This is a genomic window from Nocardia terrae (assembly GCF_009760405.1).
GTDB classification, from domain to species: Bacteria; Actinomycetota; Actinomycetes; order Mycobacteriales; family Mycobacteriaceae; genus Nocardia; species Nocardia terrae.
Genome location: NZ_WRPP01000001.1, coordinates 855139 through 869969 on the forward strand (window position 1 = coordinate 855139; position 14831 = coordinate 869969).

The window sequence follows — 14831 nt, forward strand, 5'->3', positions numbered from 1 at the left end:
CTGGAACAACCGCGTTCCGAATCACGGTTAGTCATGACAGAAGGGAGCAGTCATGTACAACCTGGAGGCGGATATCGAAACCGCCGATGTCGTCATCGTCGGTTCGGGCTTCGGTGGTCTTGCCGCCGCGAAGCAGCTGAACAAGTCGGGAGTTCGCTACGTCCTCATCTCGGGTACCCCCGAGCATCTTTTCCAGCCGTTGCTCTACCAGGTAGCGACGGGTGTGCTGGCCTCCGATGAGATCGCGCCTCCGATTCAGAACATCCTCCGCAAGCACAAGAACGGCGAGGCGCGCCTGGGCAAGGTGACCGCCATCGACGCTCCGAACGCGATCCTCACCTATGAGACGCCCGAGGGCCCGCGCAAGATCCGCTACGGCAAGCTCATCGCCGCCACCGGCGCCAGCCAGTCCTACTTCGGCCGCGACGACTTCGCGGACAAGACGTTCTCGCTCAAGACCATCGACGACGCCCGCGCCCTGCGCGCGCAGATCGAGCGCGTCTTCGAGCAGGCCAAGACCGCCGACCCGGAGACCCGCCGCCGCCTGCTCAGCTTCGTGGTGGTCGGCGCGGGCGCGACCGGCGTCGAGGTCGCGGGGCAGCTGAAGGAACTCGCGAAAAGGTACTTCCACCTGGAGGATACGGTCACTCTCGTCGAGGGTGCGGGCGTCGTGCTGCCGCCCTTCGGCGGCCGGCTTTCGGAATATTCGAAGCAGTCGCTGGAGAAGAGCGGCGTCGAGGTCCTGGTCGACACCTTCGTGACCGATATCGAGGACGGCAAGGTCACCGTCAAGAGCAAGGACGGCGTGGAGCGCGGCATCGCCGCCGAGACCGTGGTGTGGTCGGCCGGTGTGGCCGCGGGCGCGTTCGCCCAGGTGCTGGCCGAGGCCACCGGCTGTGAAACCGACCGTGCCGGACGCCTTCTCATCAACCCGGACTGCACCGTCGGCGGCCACGCCGACATCTTCGCCATCGGCGACATGACCTTCCTCAACGGCTACCCCGGCCAGTCGCCGGTCGCCATGCAGGAGGGCCGCCACGTCGCCGACATCATCCGCGGCAAGAAGCCCGCGGCCACCCCGTTCAAGTACTGGGACAAGGGTTCGATGGCGGTCATCAGCCGCTTCGCCGCCGTCACCAAGATCAACGACAAGGTGAAGTTCACCGGCCTGCTGGCCTGGGTCACCTGGCTGGCCGTCCACCTGTTCTACCTCGTCGGCTTCCGCAACCGCTTCGCCGCCGTCGCCTCCTGGCTGATCGCCTTCATCGGCAGCGGCCGCCCCGGTTTCAACGAGGTCGAGAAGCCCCGCGCCGCAAAGACTCCCGACCGGGACCGACTAGCGGCCTGACCCGCACCCACTCCGCGACGGGCTCCCCACCTGATGGTGGGGAGCCCGTCGTCGTTGTCGGTGCTTCGAGGCCCGCGCGCTAACCTGCGACTATGTCTGTTCCAACAACCCGATTGCTGGTGCTCGCGGTGGTGCGGCTGCTGCAACCCGTGCACGGTTATGACGTTCGGCGGGAATTGTTGTCCTGGAACGCGGACAACTGGGCGAATGTGAAGCCGGGCTCGATCTACAGCGCATTGAACACGTTGGAGCGGGATGGGCTCATCTCGGTGGAGGGTGTGGGGCAGGAGGGGGCGCGGCCGGAGCGGCGGACGTATCGGCTGATGCCGGAGGGGGAGAAGGAGTTCGGGGCCATGCTGCGGGGCTCGCTGTTCGAGGCGGATCTGGTCAAGCATCCGTATTTCGCGGCGGTGGCGTTGTTTCCGCAGGTGCCCAAGGCGGAGGTGATGGCGGCGCTGCGGGCGCGGATTCTGAAGTTCGAGGCGGATCTGCTGCAGTTCGAGAACGAGATCGGTCGCATTCTGTCGGGTAGTGGGGATCCGCGAGAGTCGACGCCGCATCACGTGGTGTATTCGATTCGCTTGGCGGCGGCCCATGCTCGCGCCGATCTGGAGTGGTCGCGCCAGACGTTGAAGGGGATCGAGGACGGTGAGCTGGACGCCTGGTCGGGGTCGATGGGCGGCGTGCCGGTTCCGCCACCGATCGGATAATCAAGTTTTAATAGTCAAGCTTGACTAACTGGGTGGTCGTTCCTACCGTGGAAGACGTGGAAACGACATCACCCGTTCGTGGTGAACCCACCGATCCGGTGATCCGGGTGCGTGGGCTGGCCCGGACCTTCAAAACCAAGACCGGTGACGTGCAAGCGGTCACCGGTATCGACTTCGATGTGCGCTACGGGGAGATCATCGGTCTGCTCGGCCCCAACGGGGCGGGCAAGACCACCACGCTGCGCATGATCTCGACCCTGCTCGCGCCGACCGCCGGTGAGGCGACCGTGGTGGGCGCGGACCTGCGCACCCGGTCGCGGACCGTGCGCTCGCGCATCGGATACGTGCCGCAGGGCGGATCGACCAATGAGCACGAGCTGGTCGAGGACGAATTGATTCTGCAGGCCCGGCTTTTCGGGCTGTCCAAGGCCGAGGCCAGGCGCAATGCGGGCGAGCTGGCCAAGGCCCTGGAGTTCGACGGGCTGGAGCGGCGCAAGTGCTCGCAGCTCTCCGGCGGTCAGCGCCGCCGGGTGGATATCGGGCTCGGGCTGGTGCACCGGCCGACGCTCATCTACCTCGACGAGCCCACCACCGGGCTGGACCCGCAGAGCCGCGCCAACCTCTGGGACCACATCCGGCGACTGCGCGACGAGGGCACGACCATCGTGCTGACCACCCACTACCTGGAAGAGGCCGACGCGCTGTGCGACCGGATCCTGGTCATGGATCATGGCGCCATCGTCGCCGAGGGTACGCCCGACGAGCTCAAGCGGCGCATCTCGGGGGATGTGATCAGCCTCGAAATCGATTCCGGCAGCGCCGATCTGGCCATGGAGATCGCCGCGGACGTGCTCGAGCTGCGCTCCAGGCTGCGCACCGAGGGGCACGAGAACGGCCATGCCGGAAAGAGTCTCGTGCACCTGACCGTCGAACACGGTGACGCGGCGGTGGTTCCGCTGCTGGCCGCGCTCGGCGACAAGGGCATCACGCCCGGCGCGCTCACCGTCAAACGTCCCAGCCTCGACGACGTATTCCTCACGCTCACCGGGCGTTCGCTCCGGGAAGGAGACCGGTCATGACATTCCTGCGTGATACCGGACTGATCTATTGGTCTCAGATCCGCGCCAACCTGCGCAATCCGGTGTGGGTGATCATCGGCTTGATGCAGCCGATCATCTATCTGGTGTTGTTCGGTCCGTTGGTGAAAGGCGTCGCGCCTTCGCTGGGCGCCGGGGCCGATCCCTGGAACATCCTCACCCCGGCATTGGTCATTCAGACCGGTTTGTTCGGAGCCTTGTTCGTCGGCTTCGGCATCGTGGCCGAATGGCGTGCCGGCGTGATCGAGCGGCAGCGGGTCACCCCCGCCTCGCGCGGCGCGCTGCTGCTGGGTCGAGTGCTCAAGGACATGACGGTGCTGCTGGTGCAGGCGCTGGTCCTGGTCGGCGTGGCCACGGCCGTCTTCGGACTGCGGCCGAATCCGGGTGGACTGGTGCTCTCGCTGCTGCTGATCGCGGTCATGGGCGCGGGTCTGGCCTCCGCCTCCTATGCGCTGGGCCTGTGGGCGCGCTCGGAAGACACCCTTGCCTCGCTGCTGAACTCGGTCTCGGTGCCGATCATGCTGCTCTCGGGCATCCTGCTGCCGATGACGGTCGGCCCGAAGTGGCTGCAGAACATCGCGAAGGTGAATCCCTTCTCGCACACCGTGGATGCGGCCCGGGCGTTGTTCCGCGGCGACTTCGGCGCGCACGAGGTCTACGTCGGCACCGCCGTGACCGTGGTGGTGTCGCTGGCGCTGATCCTGATCGCCTCGCGCAGCTTCGCCCGGGAGAACGCCTGACCGCTTCGCTTCCGGCGAAAAGGCATTGACCTGAACAGAGGTTCAGGTTTCACGATGGCGTTATGCCTGAAAACAAGAAACGAGCCCTGATCACCGGGGCATCGGCGGGCTTCGGCCGGGCGGTCGCGCTCGCACTCGCCGAAAACGATTGGGAATTGCTCATTGTCGCGCGCGGCGCGGTCCGGCTCGAACAGGTCCGGGCCGCGACCGGCGCACACGCCATAGCGGGGGATGTAGCCGATCCGGCGGTCCGCGAGCAGCTCGCGCGGGCCGTCGGATCCGATCGCCTGGACCTGGTGCTCAACAACGCCAGCACCCTCGGACCCAGCCCGCTGCCCACGCTGGACCGGTATCCGCTCGAGGAACTGGCGGCCGTCCTCGACACCAATGTGATTGCGCCCCTGGCGATTCTGCAGGCCACCCTGCCCGCACTGCGCGCCTCGGGCGGGACCGTGGTGGACATCAGCTCCGATGCGGCCGTGGGCGGCTACGCGGGCTGGGGCGGCTACGGGGCCTCCAAGGCGGCACTGGACCAACTCACCAACGTGCTCGCCGCCGAGAACCCGGCCCTGCGGATCTACAGCTTCGACCCCGGCGACATGCGCACCGAGATGCACCAGGCCGCCTTCCCCGGCGAGGACATCTCCGACCGCCCCGAACCGGAATCCGTCGTGCCCGCCCTGCTGCACCTGCTCGCCTCGCGCCCGCCGAGCGGCAGATACCTCGCCTCGGAAGTGACGGTGGCCCCATGACCCCCGGCCTCGAATCGCCTCTGCTGAATGGCGGATGCAGTGCCTCGGAACGGCGGGTGGCGTCATGACCATCGGCGTGGAGGAACTCGCGTTCACACTGCCGGACGAGCTGTCGGCGACCCGCCCACCCGAGGCGCGCGGCCTGGCCCGCGACGAGGTGCGGCTCATGGTGTCCGACGCGGGGAGCCTGACCCATGCCCGGTTCCGCGAACTCCCCTCATTTCTCCGGCCGGGAGACCTGGTGGTGGTCAACAACTCCGCCATGCTCAACGCGGCCGTCAATGCCAAATACCACGGCGACCCGGCCGTACTGCACTTCTCGACCTGGCTGGACGACGGCGCCTGGGTGGTCGAACTGCGCGACCCGCACGGCGTACCCTGGCGCGGTCCCTTCGTGAAACCCGGTGCGCACGTCCATCTCCCGTCACAGCACCTGGCTGTGCTGCGCGGGCGCTGGCTGCCCGGCTCGGATCGTCTGTGGGTCGCGGATGTGACCGTCGAAGGCGCCGCCGCGGGCGGGGGTGCGGATGTGCGGGAGTTGCTCGCGCGGCACGGTCGGCCGGTCACGTACTCGTATCTCTCCGAGCGCTGGTCGGCCTCCTACTACCGGACGGTCTTCGGGATCCAGCCCGGTAGTGCCGAAATGCCCAGTGCAGGACGTCCTTTCACCGAGGCTCTGGTGACCGAGCTGGTGGCGGGCGGGGTGGGGTTCGCGCCGATCACGCTGCATACCGGGGTGTCGTCGCCGGAATCGGGGGAGCCGCCGAGTCCGGAGCGGTTCGAGGTGCCGGAGATGACGGCTCGGCTGGTGAATGCCACGCATGCGGCGGGCGGACGGGTGGTGGCGGTTGGGACGACGGTGACCAGGGCGCTCGAATCCGCTTATGGGGCAGATGGTCTGGTGCGACCGGTGAGCGGATGGACGGAATTGGTGCTGAGCGGTGAGCGTCCGGCGCGGGCCGTGGACGGCCTGATCACCGGGTGGCATGCGCCGGGAGCGTCGCATCTGCACCTGCTGGAGTCGGTGGCGGGCGCGGGGGTGGTGCGGGAGGCGTACCGGGTGGCGCTCGAGTCCGGTTATCTGTGGCACGAATTCGGGGATACCGCACTGCTGTTCCGGGAGTGAGGCGTCGCCGTTTCGCGAATCCGGGCCCGCCGGTGCAAGGTTCGGAATGGAGGCGTAGGCTAGCCTCTTCCGCTCGTTGCGGCGGGCTCGCCGGGGTCGGCGGCACCTCCCGGAGACGGGTCCGGGTGCGGCGCGCAGGGTCTTAGGGCCCGCCGGTACCCCGGCAGAATGCGAGCGTTTGTCCTGGTAGAGAACGTTCAGAGGCGCTCGGATGAACTCCGGGTGCGGTCTGTGTCGCGTTCACCGGACTGGCATCGGCAGGTAATCCGGCGGTCGCTCCAGCGCAGTCTGGGACTGGCTTGATCAAGCGTATGACCACCATGGCAGCGTCGAATTCCAGCCTGCTGGCAGCCGCGTCGAAGCCCGCCCCCGAAGCGCCCCGCACGTCCGGGCGGTCCCAGTACTCCCTGGTCGTCTCCTCCGATGCCGAGCATCGCGAGGCCGCGCAGCGCCTGCGCTACCAGGTGTTCGCCAATGAGCCCGGATTCACCATCCCCGACAACGGAACCGGCCTGGACGCCGACCGCTTCGACGAGCACTGCGACCACCTGCTGGTGCGCGACGAGCTCACCGAACAGTTCGTCGGCTGCTACCGCATGCTGCCGCCGGACAAGGTGTCCGCGGCCGGCGGGTACTACACCGCCACCGAATTCGATTTGGCCGCACTGGATCCCGTCGGCAACCGGATCGTGGAGATGGGCCGCGCCTGCGTGGTGCCCGACCACCGCAACGGCTCGGTGCTCACCCTGATGTGGGCGGGCATCCTGCACTACATCCAGCTCACCGGATACGACTGGGTCATGGGCTGCGTGTCGGTGCCGATGCAGAACGGTCCCGAGGACGCGCCCGGCGTGAACGTGCGCGGGGTGCGCGACCTGCTCCTGCGCAAGCACGCGCTGGACGCGGAACGCCATGTGCGCCCGTACAACCCGGTCGTGGTGGACGGCCGGACCCTCGACGAGCTCGAGCCCCCGGCCCGCCCCAAGCTGCCGCCGCTGCTCAGCGGCTACCTGCGCCTGGGCGCGGAGATCTGCGGCGAGCCCGCCCACGACCCGGACTTCGCGGTGGCCGACTTCGTCGCCCTGCTCGGTCTCGAGACCATCAACACCCGTTACCTGGAGCGCCTGCAGGGCGCGGCCAACAGCCTGGACGCCCGGTGATGCCCCATGATGCCCGCGCTGCTCTCCCCTGAAACCGGCGCCCTGTCGTGCCCGCCCGCCGAGGCGACCGCGCACGCCTGGATGCCGCACAGCCCTTGTGGCTCTTCGTGTGTCGACGCGCCCGCACAGGCGGGCTCCCTGCGGGTGGCGGCTCGCCTGGCCGGTGTCGCCGGGGTGCTGCTGAGCTTCCCCATCGCCCACTTCGCCACCCCGCGTCGCCGCCGGGCCGCGGTGCAGCGACGCTATGCGCGAGCCCTGCTGGCCTGCTGCGGGATTCGGGTCCGCATCGTGGACAATCGCGGTGATCAGCGTGTCGAGGGCGGCGTGCTGGTCGTGGCCCGCCACATCGGCTGGACCGACATCGTGGCGCTGACCGCCTTCGACAACATGAGTTTCGTCGCCCGCGCCGACCTGGTGGAGTGGCCGATGCTCGGCGATGTCGCCAAGCGCGTGCGTGTCATCCCCATCGAACGCGAACACCTGCGGCAGCTGCCGTCGGTCATCGAGACCATGACCGAGCGGGTCGCCGCCGGTGAGCGCGTCGCCTTCTTCCCCGAGGGCACCACCTGGTGCGGCCGCGCCCACGGCACCCTGCGGCCCGCGCTGTTCCAGGCCGCCGTCGACTCCGGCACCCCGATCCAGCCCATCCGCCTGCGCTACCTGAGCGCCGACGGTGAGCTGTCCACGATTCCCGGCTTCGTCGGCGTCGATTCCCTCGGCGATTCGATTCTCCGCGTGCTGCGCTCCAAGGGCGTCGTCGCCGAAATCGCCTTGCAGCCACTGGAATACCCCACCACCGACCGCCACGAGCTGGCCCGCCGGTGCGAGCGGGCACTCGAGGACGACACCGTGGCCCAGGCTTTCACCGATGTCATCCACGGCAGCGAGAACATCGCGGCCATCGGTGCGGGCGCAGTGCGTCAGGCCGCCGTTCAGCGCGCCTGAGCAGTCGAACGGACACGCGCACGTGCTGCCGGCTCGGCCCCGGTCGTGCCGGCCTGCTGGTTGGGCCGGAATCCACTGCCTATGAGTGGATTCCGGCCGACGGCGCGCGGGAATGACCCGGCGACCGCGGACCCGACCGGCGGCACGTCGAGGCCCGGTCCGGTGGCGCGCGGCGGCTCGCGCTTGCTAGCGCGTGTAGGACAGGATGCTCATCATGCCCGCCTCGCCGTGATAGGCGTTGTGGCAGTGGACCATCCACTGTCCGGGGTTGTTCGCGTCGAAGTCGGCTTCGACGGTCTGCATGGGCAGCACGATCGAGGTGTCCTTGCGTGCGCCGGTGCCCGCCGGGTTGACCACCTGGTAGGTGTGCCCGTGCAGGTGCATGGGATGGAACATCATGGTGTGGTTGACGAAGCGGAGCCGAATCCGTTCTCCCTGAGCCACATCCAGCATGGCGTGGTCCGGGTAGGACTTGCCGTTGATGGTCCAGGTGTAGTCGCCCTTGCCCATGCCGAGGGCCACTTCCAGGGTGCGGTCGGGCTTGCGGGCGGGCAGTCGCACCGATTCGGCCGCGACCAGCCGGTCGCCGGTGAGTGGCGGCGCGGACAGTTCGGCCGGGCGGACATCGGCGGCGGGCGCGGTGCCGCCGCCGGTCCGGATCAGGGCGAGGGCCCGGCCGTTCTTGCCTTCGGCGGAGGCGACCAGCGGGAAGACGCCGTCGGCCAGCTCGATGACCGCGTCGTAGCGTTCGCCCATGCTGAGCAGCAGATTGTCGGTGGTGACGGGCTGCACCGGGAAACCGTCGCTGTGGGTGACCCGCAGCCGGTGCCCGCCGACGGCCAGCCGGAAGGCGGTGTCGGAGGCCGCGTTGATGACGCGCAGCCGCAGCCGCTGTCCCGGGCGGCCGGTGAAAGTGACCGGGTCCGTGTCGATTCGGCCGTTGATCAGGTAGTACGGGTAGTCCTTCACGTCACCGGTGTCGGAGCCCAGCGGTGCGTTCGGGTCGGTCGACATGCTCATGCCGCCGTGGTCCATGCCGCCCATGCCCATCCCGCCCACGCCCTGCTGCCGGAGTTTGCGCAGCTCCTGATCGGGGTCGCGGCCGTCGACGCCGTCGAGCCAGTCGTCCAGCACGACAACGGCTTCCAGGTCGTAGTCCTTGCCGTCGGCGGGGTCCTCCACGATCAGCGGCGCGTACAGGCCGCGGTCGAGCTGCAGTCCGACGTGCGGGTGGAAGAAGTAGGTTCCGGCGTCGGGCACGGTGAACTCGTAGCGGAACGTGCCGCCCGGGCCGACCGCGGGCTGGGTCACCCCGGGCGCACCGTCCATGTCGTTGCGCAGGGCGAGCCCGTGCCAGTGCACCGTCGTCGAGGTGGGCAGGGCATTGGTCAGGTCCGCGCGCAGCACCTCACCCTTGGCGAGCCGGATCTCCTTGCCGGGCAGCGCGCCACCGTAGGCCCAGGTCCGGACCTGCACACCGCCGAGGTCGAGGGTGGTGGGCTCGGCACGCAACGTCACCTCGCGGGTGGCCGCCCCGGCGACGCGCCGGGCGTTCTCGGCGGCGCGGACCGGGTCGGAGTCGGGTTGGACCAGCTTCGGCGAGCCGGACGAGTCGTTCGTGCACGCCGCGAGCGCGGCGGCGGTGGCCAGGCCGGTGCCCAGCGCGAAGAAGCCACGCCGGTTCATGGGCATGGAAAGGCCGTGGGAGGGCATGCGAAATCTCCTTGATCGATGGATGAATTGCGTTGCGGCGCAAAACCATCAGATGCGGAGAATCGAGAGTTGTGCGAGGGCGGGGACGGTCCACGGCGGCGGGCGTTCCCGATGGTCGCCCGCGGTGGGGGCGGCGGCCGGATGATCGGAATCGGGGGTGCGGGTGATCCAGCCGAGCACGATCAGCCCGAGAACGAATGCGGCGGCCGCGAGGGTGAAGGCTTCACACGCGTGCTGCACGTGCGTCGGTGCGGGTTGGTCGGCGGGAGACGGGGCGTCGTGCATCGCGGCCATCGGTGCGGCGATCGCGGTCGCCGGTCCGGCCATGTCGTGTCCCGCGCCCGTGGCGACGGAGAACACCCCGGCATGCATGGCCGCGATTCCCAGCAGCAGCGCCAGCACTCCGAGCCACCGGACTACTCCGGTAGCTCGCCGTGAAACGCGCTGGTCGGCCACGTTCGCCAGCATAGCCGCCGACCGTGCGGGAACCCCTCGGGGGTATTCGTTGTCACATCGTCGCGAAGGAATCCTGCTGCCAGTGGAATGCCAGTTCGACATGCCACGTTCGGTTCTCATCAGTCGATCTAGGAGTGATTCATGAGCACCATCGTGGTTTCCCACGGCCTGCAGGCCCGCGAGGACAGCGTCTGGTTCCCCGCCTTCCGCGCCGAACTGACTCGCCTCGGCCGCGACGTCGTCATCCCCAACCTGCCCGGCACCGACGCCCCCGAGCGCGACGCGTGGCGAAAGGCGCTGTCCGAGGCCGTCGCCGCGACCCCGGAGGACACGGTGCTGGTCGGGCACAGCATCGGTGCGGTGAACGTGCTGCGCCTGCTCGAATCCCACGATCCCGAGGCGGGCGTCTTCGCCGGTGCCGTGCTGGTCTCGGCCTCGGCCCACGAGGTCGGCTACGACCTGCTCGCCTCGTTCTTCGAGGGCGGTTTCGACTGGCCGCGAATCCGGGCCGCCGCCAAGGGCTTCCGCGTCCTACAGGCCATCGACGATCCGGTCAACGCGCCCGACCCGCTCGAGCACGTCGGCATCCTGGTGCGGGAGCTGGGCGCGGTCGCGACCGTCCTGCCCGCGGGCGGTCACCTCGGCGCGTATCCCGAGGACCACATGGAGCTGCCCGAGGCGGTCGCCCTGGTGCGAGAGCTGCTGCCCGCGGCGGTGTGAGGCGGGGCCCGGCGGCGGACTGGTCAGGAATCGAGAAGCGCAGGTCGGTGGGCAAACCCTAGCGTTGCTGACATGACTTCCATTGAAAACATCACCCTCGATGTCGCTGATGCTCAGGCCGCCGCCGACTTCTATGCCACCGCCTTCGGGCTGGACGAGCGGTTGCGCCTGCGGACCGCGCAGGAACCCACCTCGGGCTTCCGGGGCTTCACCCTGTCGCTGACCGTCGCGCAGCCCGCCGATGCCGATGCCTACCTCGACGCGGCCCTGGCCGCCGGTGCGACCTCGCTCAAACCGGCGGCGAAGTCGATGTGGGGCTACGGCGGCGTGGTGCAGGCTCCGGACGGCGCGATCTGGAAGGTGGCGACCTCGTCGAAGAAGGACAGCGGACCGGCCGCCAAGCGCTTCGATTCCCTGGTGCTGTTGCTCGGGGTCACGAATGTGGGTGCGAGCAAACGCTTCTACGTCGAGCACGGGCTGACCGTGTCGAAGAGTTTCGGGCCCATGTACGTCGAGTTCGAGGCGGAGGGGCCGGTCAAGCTGGGGCTCTACAAGCGGCGGGCGCTGGCCAAGGACGCGGGCGTGTCCTCGGAGGGGACGGGGTCGCACCGGCTCGTCATCGGCGGTGGCGCCGCGGCTTTCACCGATCCGGACGGGTTCGCGTGGGCGGCGGCTTCGGTGGTCAGCGGGGCCAATTAGGGGATCGCGGCGTCGTCGATTAGGGAGTTTTGCAGGCGTCCAGTCTTGAATGCTCCTGCATTGCCGCTAACTTTCAGAATCCGGGCCGATACGGGGTAACACACCGGCCGGTCCGATCGACGGAAGAGCGTCGAACGTCATCTTCTGGAAGCGAATTCACAATGTCGGCAAGGACATTCACGGCGGCGATCTTCGCCGCGGCCGCTGTCGCGCTCTGCGCCTCGTCGGCCTCCGCGGACCCCACCACCACGACCGCCCCCGGCCCGGGCGCGGGTCTGGGTGTCGATGTGGGCGTCGGCGATGGGGGCGTCAAGGTGGGTGTCGATGTGCAGGCCGGAGTCGGCGGCAATGCCGGCGCCTCGGCCAGCCCGAGCCCTACTCCGGCGAACCCGGGGGTGCAGGTCGGCGGCGGCGTGCAAGCGGGTGGAAACACCGGCGGCGGCGTGCAGGTCGGTGGCGGCGTCCAGACCGGTGGCGATGCGCAGACCGGCGGGAATGTCGGGGGCGGGGTCCAGGTCGGCGGGGGTGTGCAGACCGGCGGGAACGTCGGTGGTGGCGTGCAGGCCGGTGGCGATGCGCAGACCGGCGGGAATGTGGGCGGTGGCGTGCAGACCGGTGGAGGCGTGCAAACGGGCGGCGATCTCGGTGGTGGTGCGCAGGTGGGTGGCGGTGTGCAGACCGGCGGGAATGTGGGCGGCGGTGTGCAGACCGGTGGAGGCGTGCAAACGGGCGGCGATCTCGGTGGTGGTGCGCAGGTGGGTGGCGGTGTGCAGACCGGCGGAAATATCGGCGGCGGCGTGCAGGTCGGCGGTGGCGTCCAGACGGGCGGCGATCTCGGTGGTGGTGCGCAGGTCGGTGGTGGCGTGCAGACCGGCGGGAACATCGGCGGCGGTGTGCAGGTCGGCGGGAACGCGAACACCGGCGGCGACGTCCAGGGCGGCGGCCTGGGCGGCATCGACCTGGTGACCGCCGGAGCCGGCGCGGCCGGCGCGGACACGGTGCAGGGCATGGCGATTCCGGTCGGCGCGACCACCGGCATCCCCGGTGGCACCGCGGTCACCGATCAGGTCCCGCCCGGCGGCTACGTGATCCCCAAGGGCGCACCGGAAACCGGCGCGGGCGGCATGGCGAAAGCGGTGAGCACCCAGTGATCGTCCGCCGTTCCCTACTCGGCGCGGTCGCCGCCCTGGCGATCGCTTCGTCGCTGATCACCGGTTGCTCGTCCGCCGGCAGCAGCACGGCATCCACGACCAAGGCCGCGGCGACGAGCACCGCTTCGGTGAAAACCGCTGCGGCGATTACCCGTTCGACTCCGGTCTCGTTCAACATCGCCTCGATCCAGACCTCCGGATCCCTGATCGCGGTGGGCCTCAACGACGACGGCTCGGTCCAGGTCCCCGCCGACTACAAGCAGGCGGGCTGGTACCAAAAGGGCCCCGCCCCAGGCGAACAGGGCTCCGCCGTCATCCTCGGCCACGTCGACTCCTACAAGGGCGAGGGCATCTTCTTCACCCTCAAGAAGGTCAAGCCCGGCGACCTCATCGACGTCACCCGCGCCGACGGCAAAACCGCCCACTTCAAAGTCACCGACGTCCGCATGTACAAGAAATCCGAATTCCCCGACCAACTCGTCTTCGGCCCCCGAGGCGGCGCCACCCTCCAAGTAGTCACTTGCGGCGGCAATTTCGACAAGGCCGCCAAAAGCTACGAATCCAACGTCGTGGTCTTCTCCTCCCTCGACTCGGTGACCTAGCCCGTCGTCCGGTCAGCGCGGTCGGTGCCCTGACAGCGCGGGTCGGCATCGTCTTCGGTGCGCCTGTTCGACTGATAGGTCAGGCGGCGCCGCGCTGGTGCAGGGTCAGGGCGGCGTACAGGTCCAGGCGGCCCTGTGGGTCCAGTACTCGGCGGCCGGTGAGGGCTTCGATGCGCTCGATGCGGTAGTGGATGGTGTTCACGTGTAGGTGCATGGCTGCGCTGGTGCGGGTCCAGGAGCCGTCGTTGTTCAAGAAGCTCTGCAATGTTTCCAGGAGCTGTGCGCCCTTTTCGGCGTCGTAATCGACGATCGGGCCGATGACGGCGGTCTGGAATGCCTGGGAGACCGCGGTGGGGAGGCCCTCGAGCAGTGCGCTCAGGTTCGTCATCTCCGAGGCTGTGCAGACCCGGGTGCTCGTCGGCGGCCGCTGTTCGGCCGCATCTGCCGCGTACTGTGCGCGGGCCAAAGCTGTTGTGAGCGTGCTCGTGTCGGCGCTCGGTCCGATGCCGACCGCGAGCGCGGGGTCTTCGGCGAGCAGGGTGCGTATGGTCGCCAGGCGTTGGGTGACCGTGTCGGTGAGTCGGTGGGTGGGGGCGGTGGTGAGGCCGATGGCTTCGCCGGATCTGTTCGCGCACACCACGAATCGGCCCGGGGTTCCCGCCAGCAGTTCGTGGACGGCGTCGACCGCCCAGGTGTCGGGTGCTCCGGGGATGCGCACGACCAGGGGCGTCAGCTTGTCGTCAGCGCCCAGGTCGAGTTCGTGCATGGTGGCCGAAATCGTCTGTGCGTCTTCGGCTTCCAGTGCGGCGAGCAATTCGGCTGTGGCAGTGGCCTGTTCGTCCAGCAGGGCCCGGTGCGTGGTGAACGCACGGGACAGCAGGGTGGCGAGTTCGTCGAGGACCGGCTGCTGCGCTCGGCTCACCACCCGGCCCGTGCGCAGGAACCAGCCGTCGAAGGGTGAGCGCGGGGCCGGACCGACCCCGAGCCGGGTCGGGTGGGTGGCGTCGGCCGCGCCGGGGCCGCTGGCGGCGATGACGCGCCCGCTCGCGGACGCCAACTCCAGCGGCGGCAGGCCGAGGCGTTCGACCGCGGTGGCGAGCAGCTCGTCGAGCGGGGCGGCGGAGGTGATGGCCTCCCACAGCTCGTCCATCACCGTCGAGGGCAGCGCCGGGCTGTCCGATGCCCGCATGTCGGACCACAACCGCAGGTAGATGCGATCGACGATGGCCCGGAAGGTCGTCCCGCAGGGCACCGAGAACAGTGGAAGTCCGTGCCGCCGACAGGCTTCGACCAATTCCTCCGGAATACGGCCGTGCACGCCCTCGCCCGCGATCAGCGCGACCGTCCCGGCCGCCCGCGCCGCCGCCACGAATCCGCCGACCGATTCGGCATGCTGCGGCTGCCACCAGGCCAATCCGGTGAGCACGATCTCCCCGGGGGAGAGGTAGCTCGCCGGGTTTCCCACATCGACCGTGGTCACTCCGGTCACGGTGCGCCGCAGCGCCCGCCTCGGCGCCCACATGGGGGCGACACCGAGATCGGAAAGCTCCAGCACCTGTTCGACCAGCACTCGCCTAGCAATACCAGATGCCCGATGCCCAGCCGGAAACGC

General features: G+C 69.0%; 15 protein-coding genes. 12 read left to right on the forward strand and 3 right to left on the reverse strand.

Annotation, left to right across the window (positions count from 1 at the left end):
* Positions 1–52 precede the first annotated feature (52 nt).
* The 8 genes from GPX89_RS03870 to GPX89_RS03905 all read left to right on the forward strand — a co-directional run bounded on the left by GPX89_RS03870 (position 53) and on the right by GPX89_RS03905 (position 7878).
* A complete protein-coding gene (locus GPX89_RS03870) occupies positions 53–1348 on the forward strand; it encodes an NAD(P)/FAD-dependent oxidoreductase (RefSeq protein WP_157355152.1) in 1296 nt (431 codons plus the stop codon).
* Positions 1349–1440: 92 nt separating this feature from the next.
* Positions 1441–2058 carry a PadR family transcriptional regulator gene (locus tag GPX89_RS03875; RefSeq protein WP_157355154.1) on the forward strand — a complete coding sequence of 206 codons (618 nt, stop codon included), beginning with the start codon at positions 1441–1443 and terminating at the stop codon, positions 2056–2058.
* Between the two features lie 56 nt (positions 2059–2114).
* Complete coding sequence (locus GPX89_RS03880) at positions 2115–3137, forward strand: ABC transporter ATP-binding protein (RefSeq protein WP_328601481.1); 1023 nt, start codon at positions 2115–2117, stop codon at positions 3135–3137.
* The gene (locus GPX89_RS03885) at positions 3134–3895 is read left to right on the forward strand and encodes an ABC transporter permease (protein ID WP_157355158.1); all 762 of its coding nucleotides are present in this window, start codon (positions 3134–3136) and stop codon (positions 3893–3895) included. The genes GPX89_RS03880 and GPX89_RS03885 overlap by 4 nt, the downstream gene beginning before the upstream one ends.
* Positions 3896–3957: 62 nt before the next feature.
* Entirely contained in the window at positions 3958–4647 is a 690-nt protein-coding gene (locus GPX89_RS03890) for an SDR family NAD(P)-dependent oxidoreductase (protein ID WP_157355160.1), read from the forward strand.
* Positions 4648–4711: 64 nt separating this feature from the next.
* Entirely contained in the window at positions 4712–5773 is a 1062-nt protein-coding gene (locus GPX89_RS03895) for an S-adenosylmethionine:tRNA ribosyltransferase-isomerase (RefSeq protein WP_157355162.1), read from the forward strand.
* 311 nt (positions 5774–6084) lie between these two features.
* A complete protein-coding gene (locus GPX89_RS03900; protein ID WP_157355164.1) occupies positions 6085–6933 on the forward strand; it encodes a GNAT family N-acetyltransferase in 849 nt (282 codons plus the stop codon).
* 6 nt (positions 6934–6939) lie between these two features.
* Positions 6940–7878 (forward strand): lysophospholipid acyltransferase family protein, encoded by a 939-nt coding sequence (locus tag GPX89_RS03905; protein WP_235946652.1) that lies wholly within the window; start codon positions 6940–6942, stop codon positions 7876–7878.
* Positions 7879–8064: 186 nt separating this feature from the next.
* Here GPX89_RS03905 and GPX89_RS03910 read toward each other — a convergent pair whose 3' ends face one another.
* Together GPX89_RS03910 and GPX89_RS03915 are read right to left on the reverse strand one after the other, a co-directional pair.
* Positions 8065–9591 carry a multicopper oxidase family protein gene (locus tag GPX89_RS03910; protein WP_157355166.1) on the reverse strand — a complete coding sequence of 509 codons (1527 nt, stop codon included), beginning with the start codon at positions 9589–9591 and terminating at the stop codon, positions 8065–8067.
* Between the two features lie 48 nt (positions 9592–9639).
* Positions 9640–10047 (reverse strand): DUF6153 family protein, encoded by a 408-nt coding sequence (locus GPX89_RS03915; RefSeq protein WP_157355168.1) that lies wholly within the window; start codon positions 10045–10047, stop codon positions 9640–9642.
* A gap of 141 nt (positions 10048–10188) precedes the next feature.
* Between GPX89_RS03915 and GPX89_RS03920 the strand changes: the two genes are divergently transcribed.
* The 4 genes from GPX89_RS03920 to GPX89_RS03935 all read left to right on the forward strand — a co-directional run bounded on the left by GPX89_RS03920 (position 10189) and on the right by GPX89_RS03935 (position 13219).
* Positions 10189–10767, forward strand: coding sequence for an RBBP9/YdeN family alpha/beta hydrolase (locus GPX89_RS03920; protein ID WP_157355170.1), 579 nt, complete (start codon positions 10189–10191; stop codon positions 10765–10767).
* 72 nt (positions 10768–10839) lie between these two features.
* The gene (locus GPX89_RS03925; protein WP_157355172.1) at positions 10840–11466 is read left to right on the forward strand and encodes a VOC family protein; all 627 of its coding nucleotides are present in this window, start codon (positions 10840–10842) and stop codon (positions 11464–11466) included.
* A gap of 161 nt (positions 11467–11627) precedes the next feature.
* On the forward strand, positions 11628–12617 hold the full coding sequence (locus tag GPX89_RS03930; protein WP_157355174.1) for a hypothetical protein: 990 nt from the start codon (positions 11628–11630) through the stop codon (positions 12615–12617).
* A complete protein-coding gene (locus tag GPX89_RS03935; protein ID WP_328601482.1) occupies positions 12614–13219 on the forward strand; it encodes a class F sortase in 606 nt (201 codons plus the stop codon). Before GPX89_RS03930 ends, GPX89_RS03935 begins: the two co-directional genes overlap by 4 nt.
* Before the next feature lie 79 nt (positions 13220–13298).
* Here the strand turns inward: GPX89_RS03935 and GPX89_RS03940 are convergent, their stop codons facing one another.
* Positions 13299–14789, reverse strand: coding sequence for a helix-turn-helix domain-containing protein (locus tag GPX89_RS03940; protein ID WP_157355176.1), 1491 nt, complete (start codon positions 14787–14789; stop codon positions 13299–13301).
* Between the last annotated feature and the right edge of the window lie 42 nt (positions 14790–14831).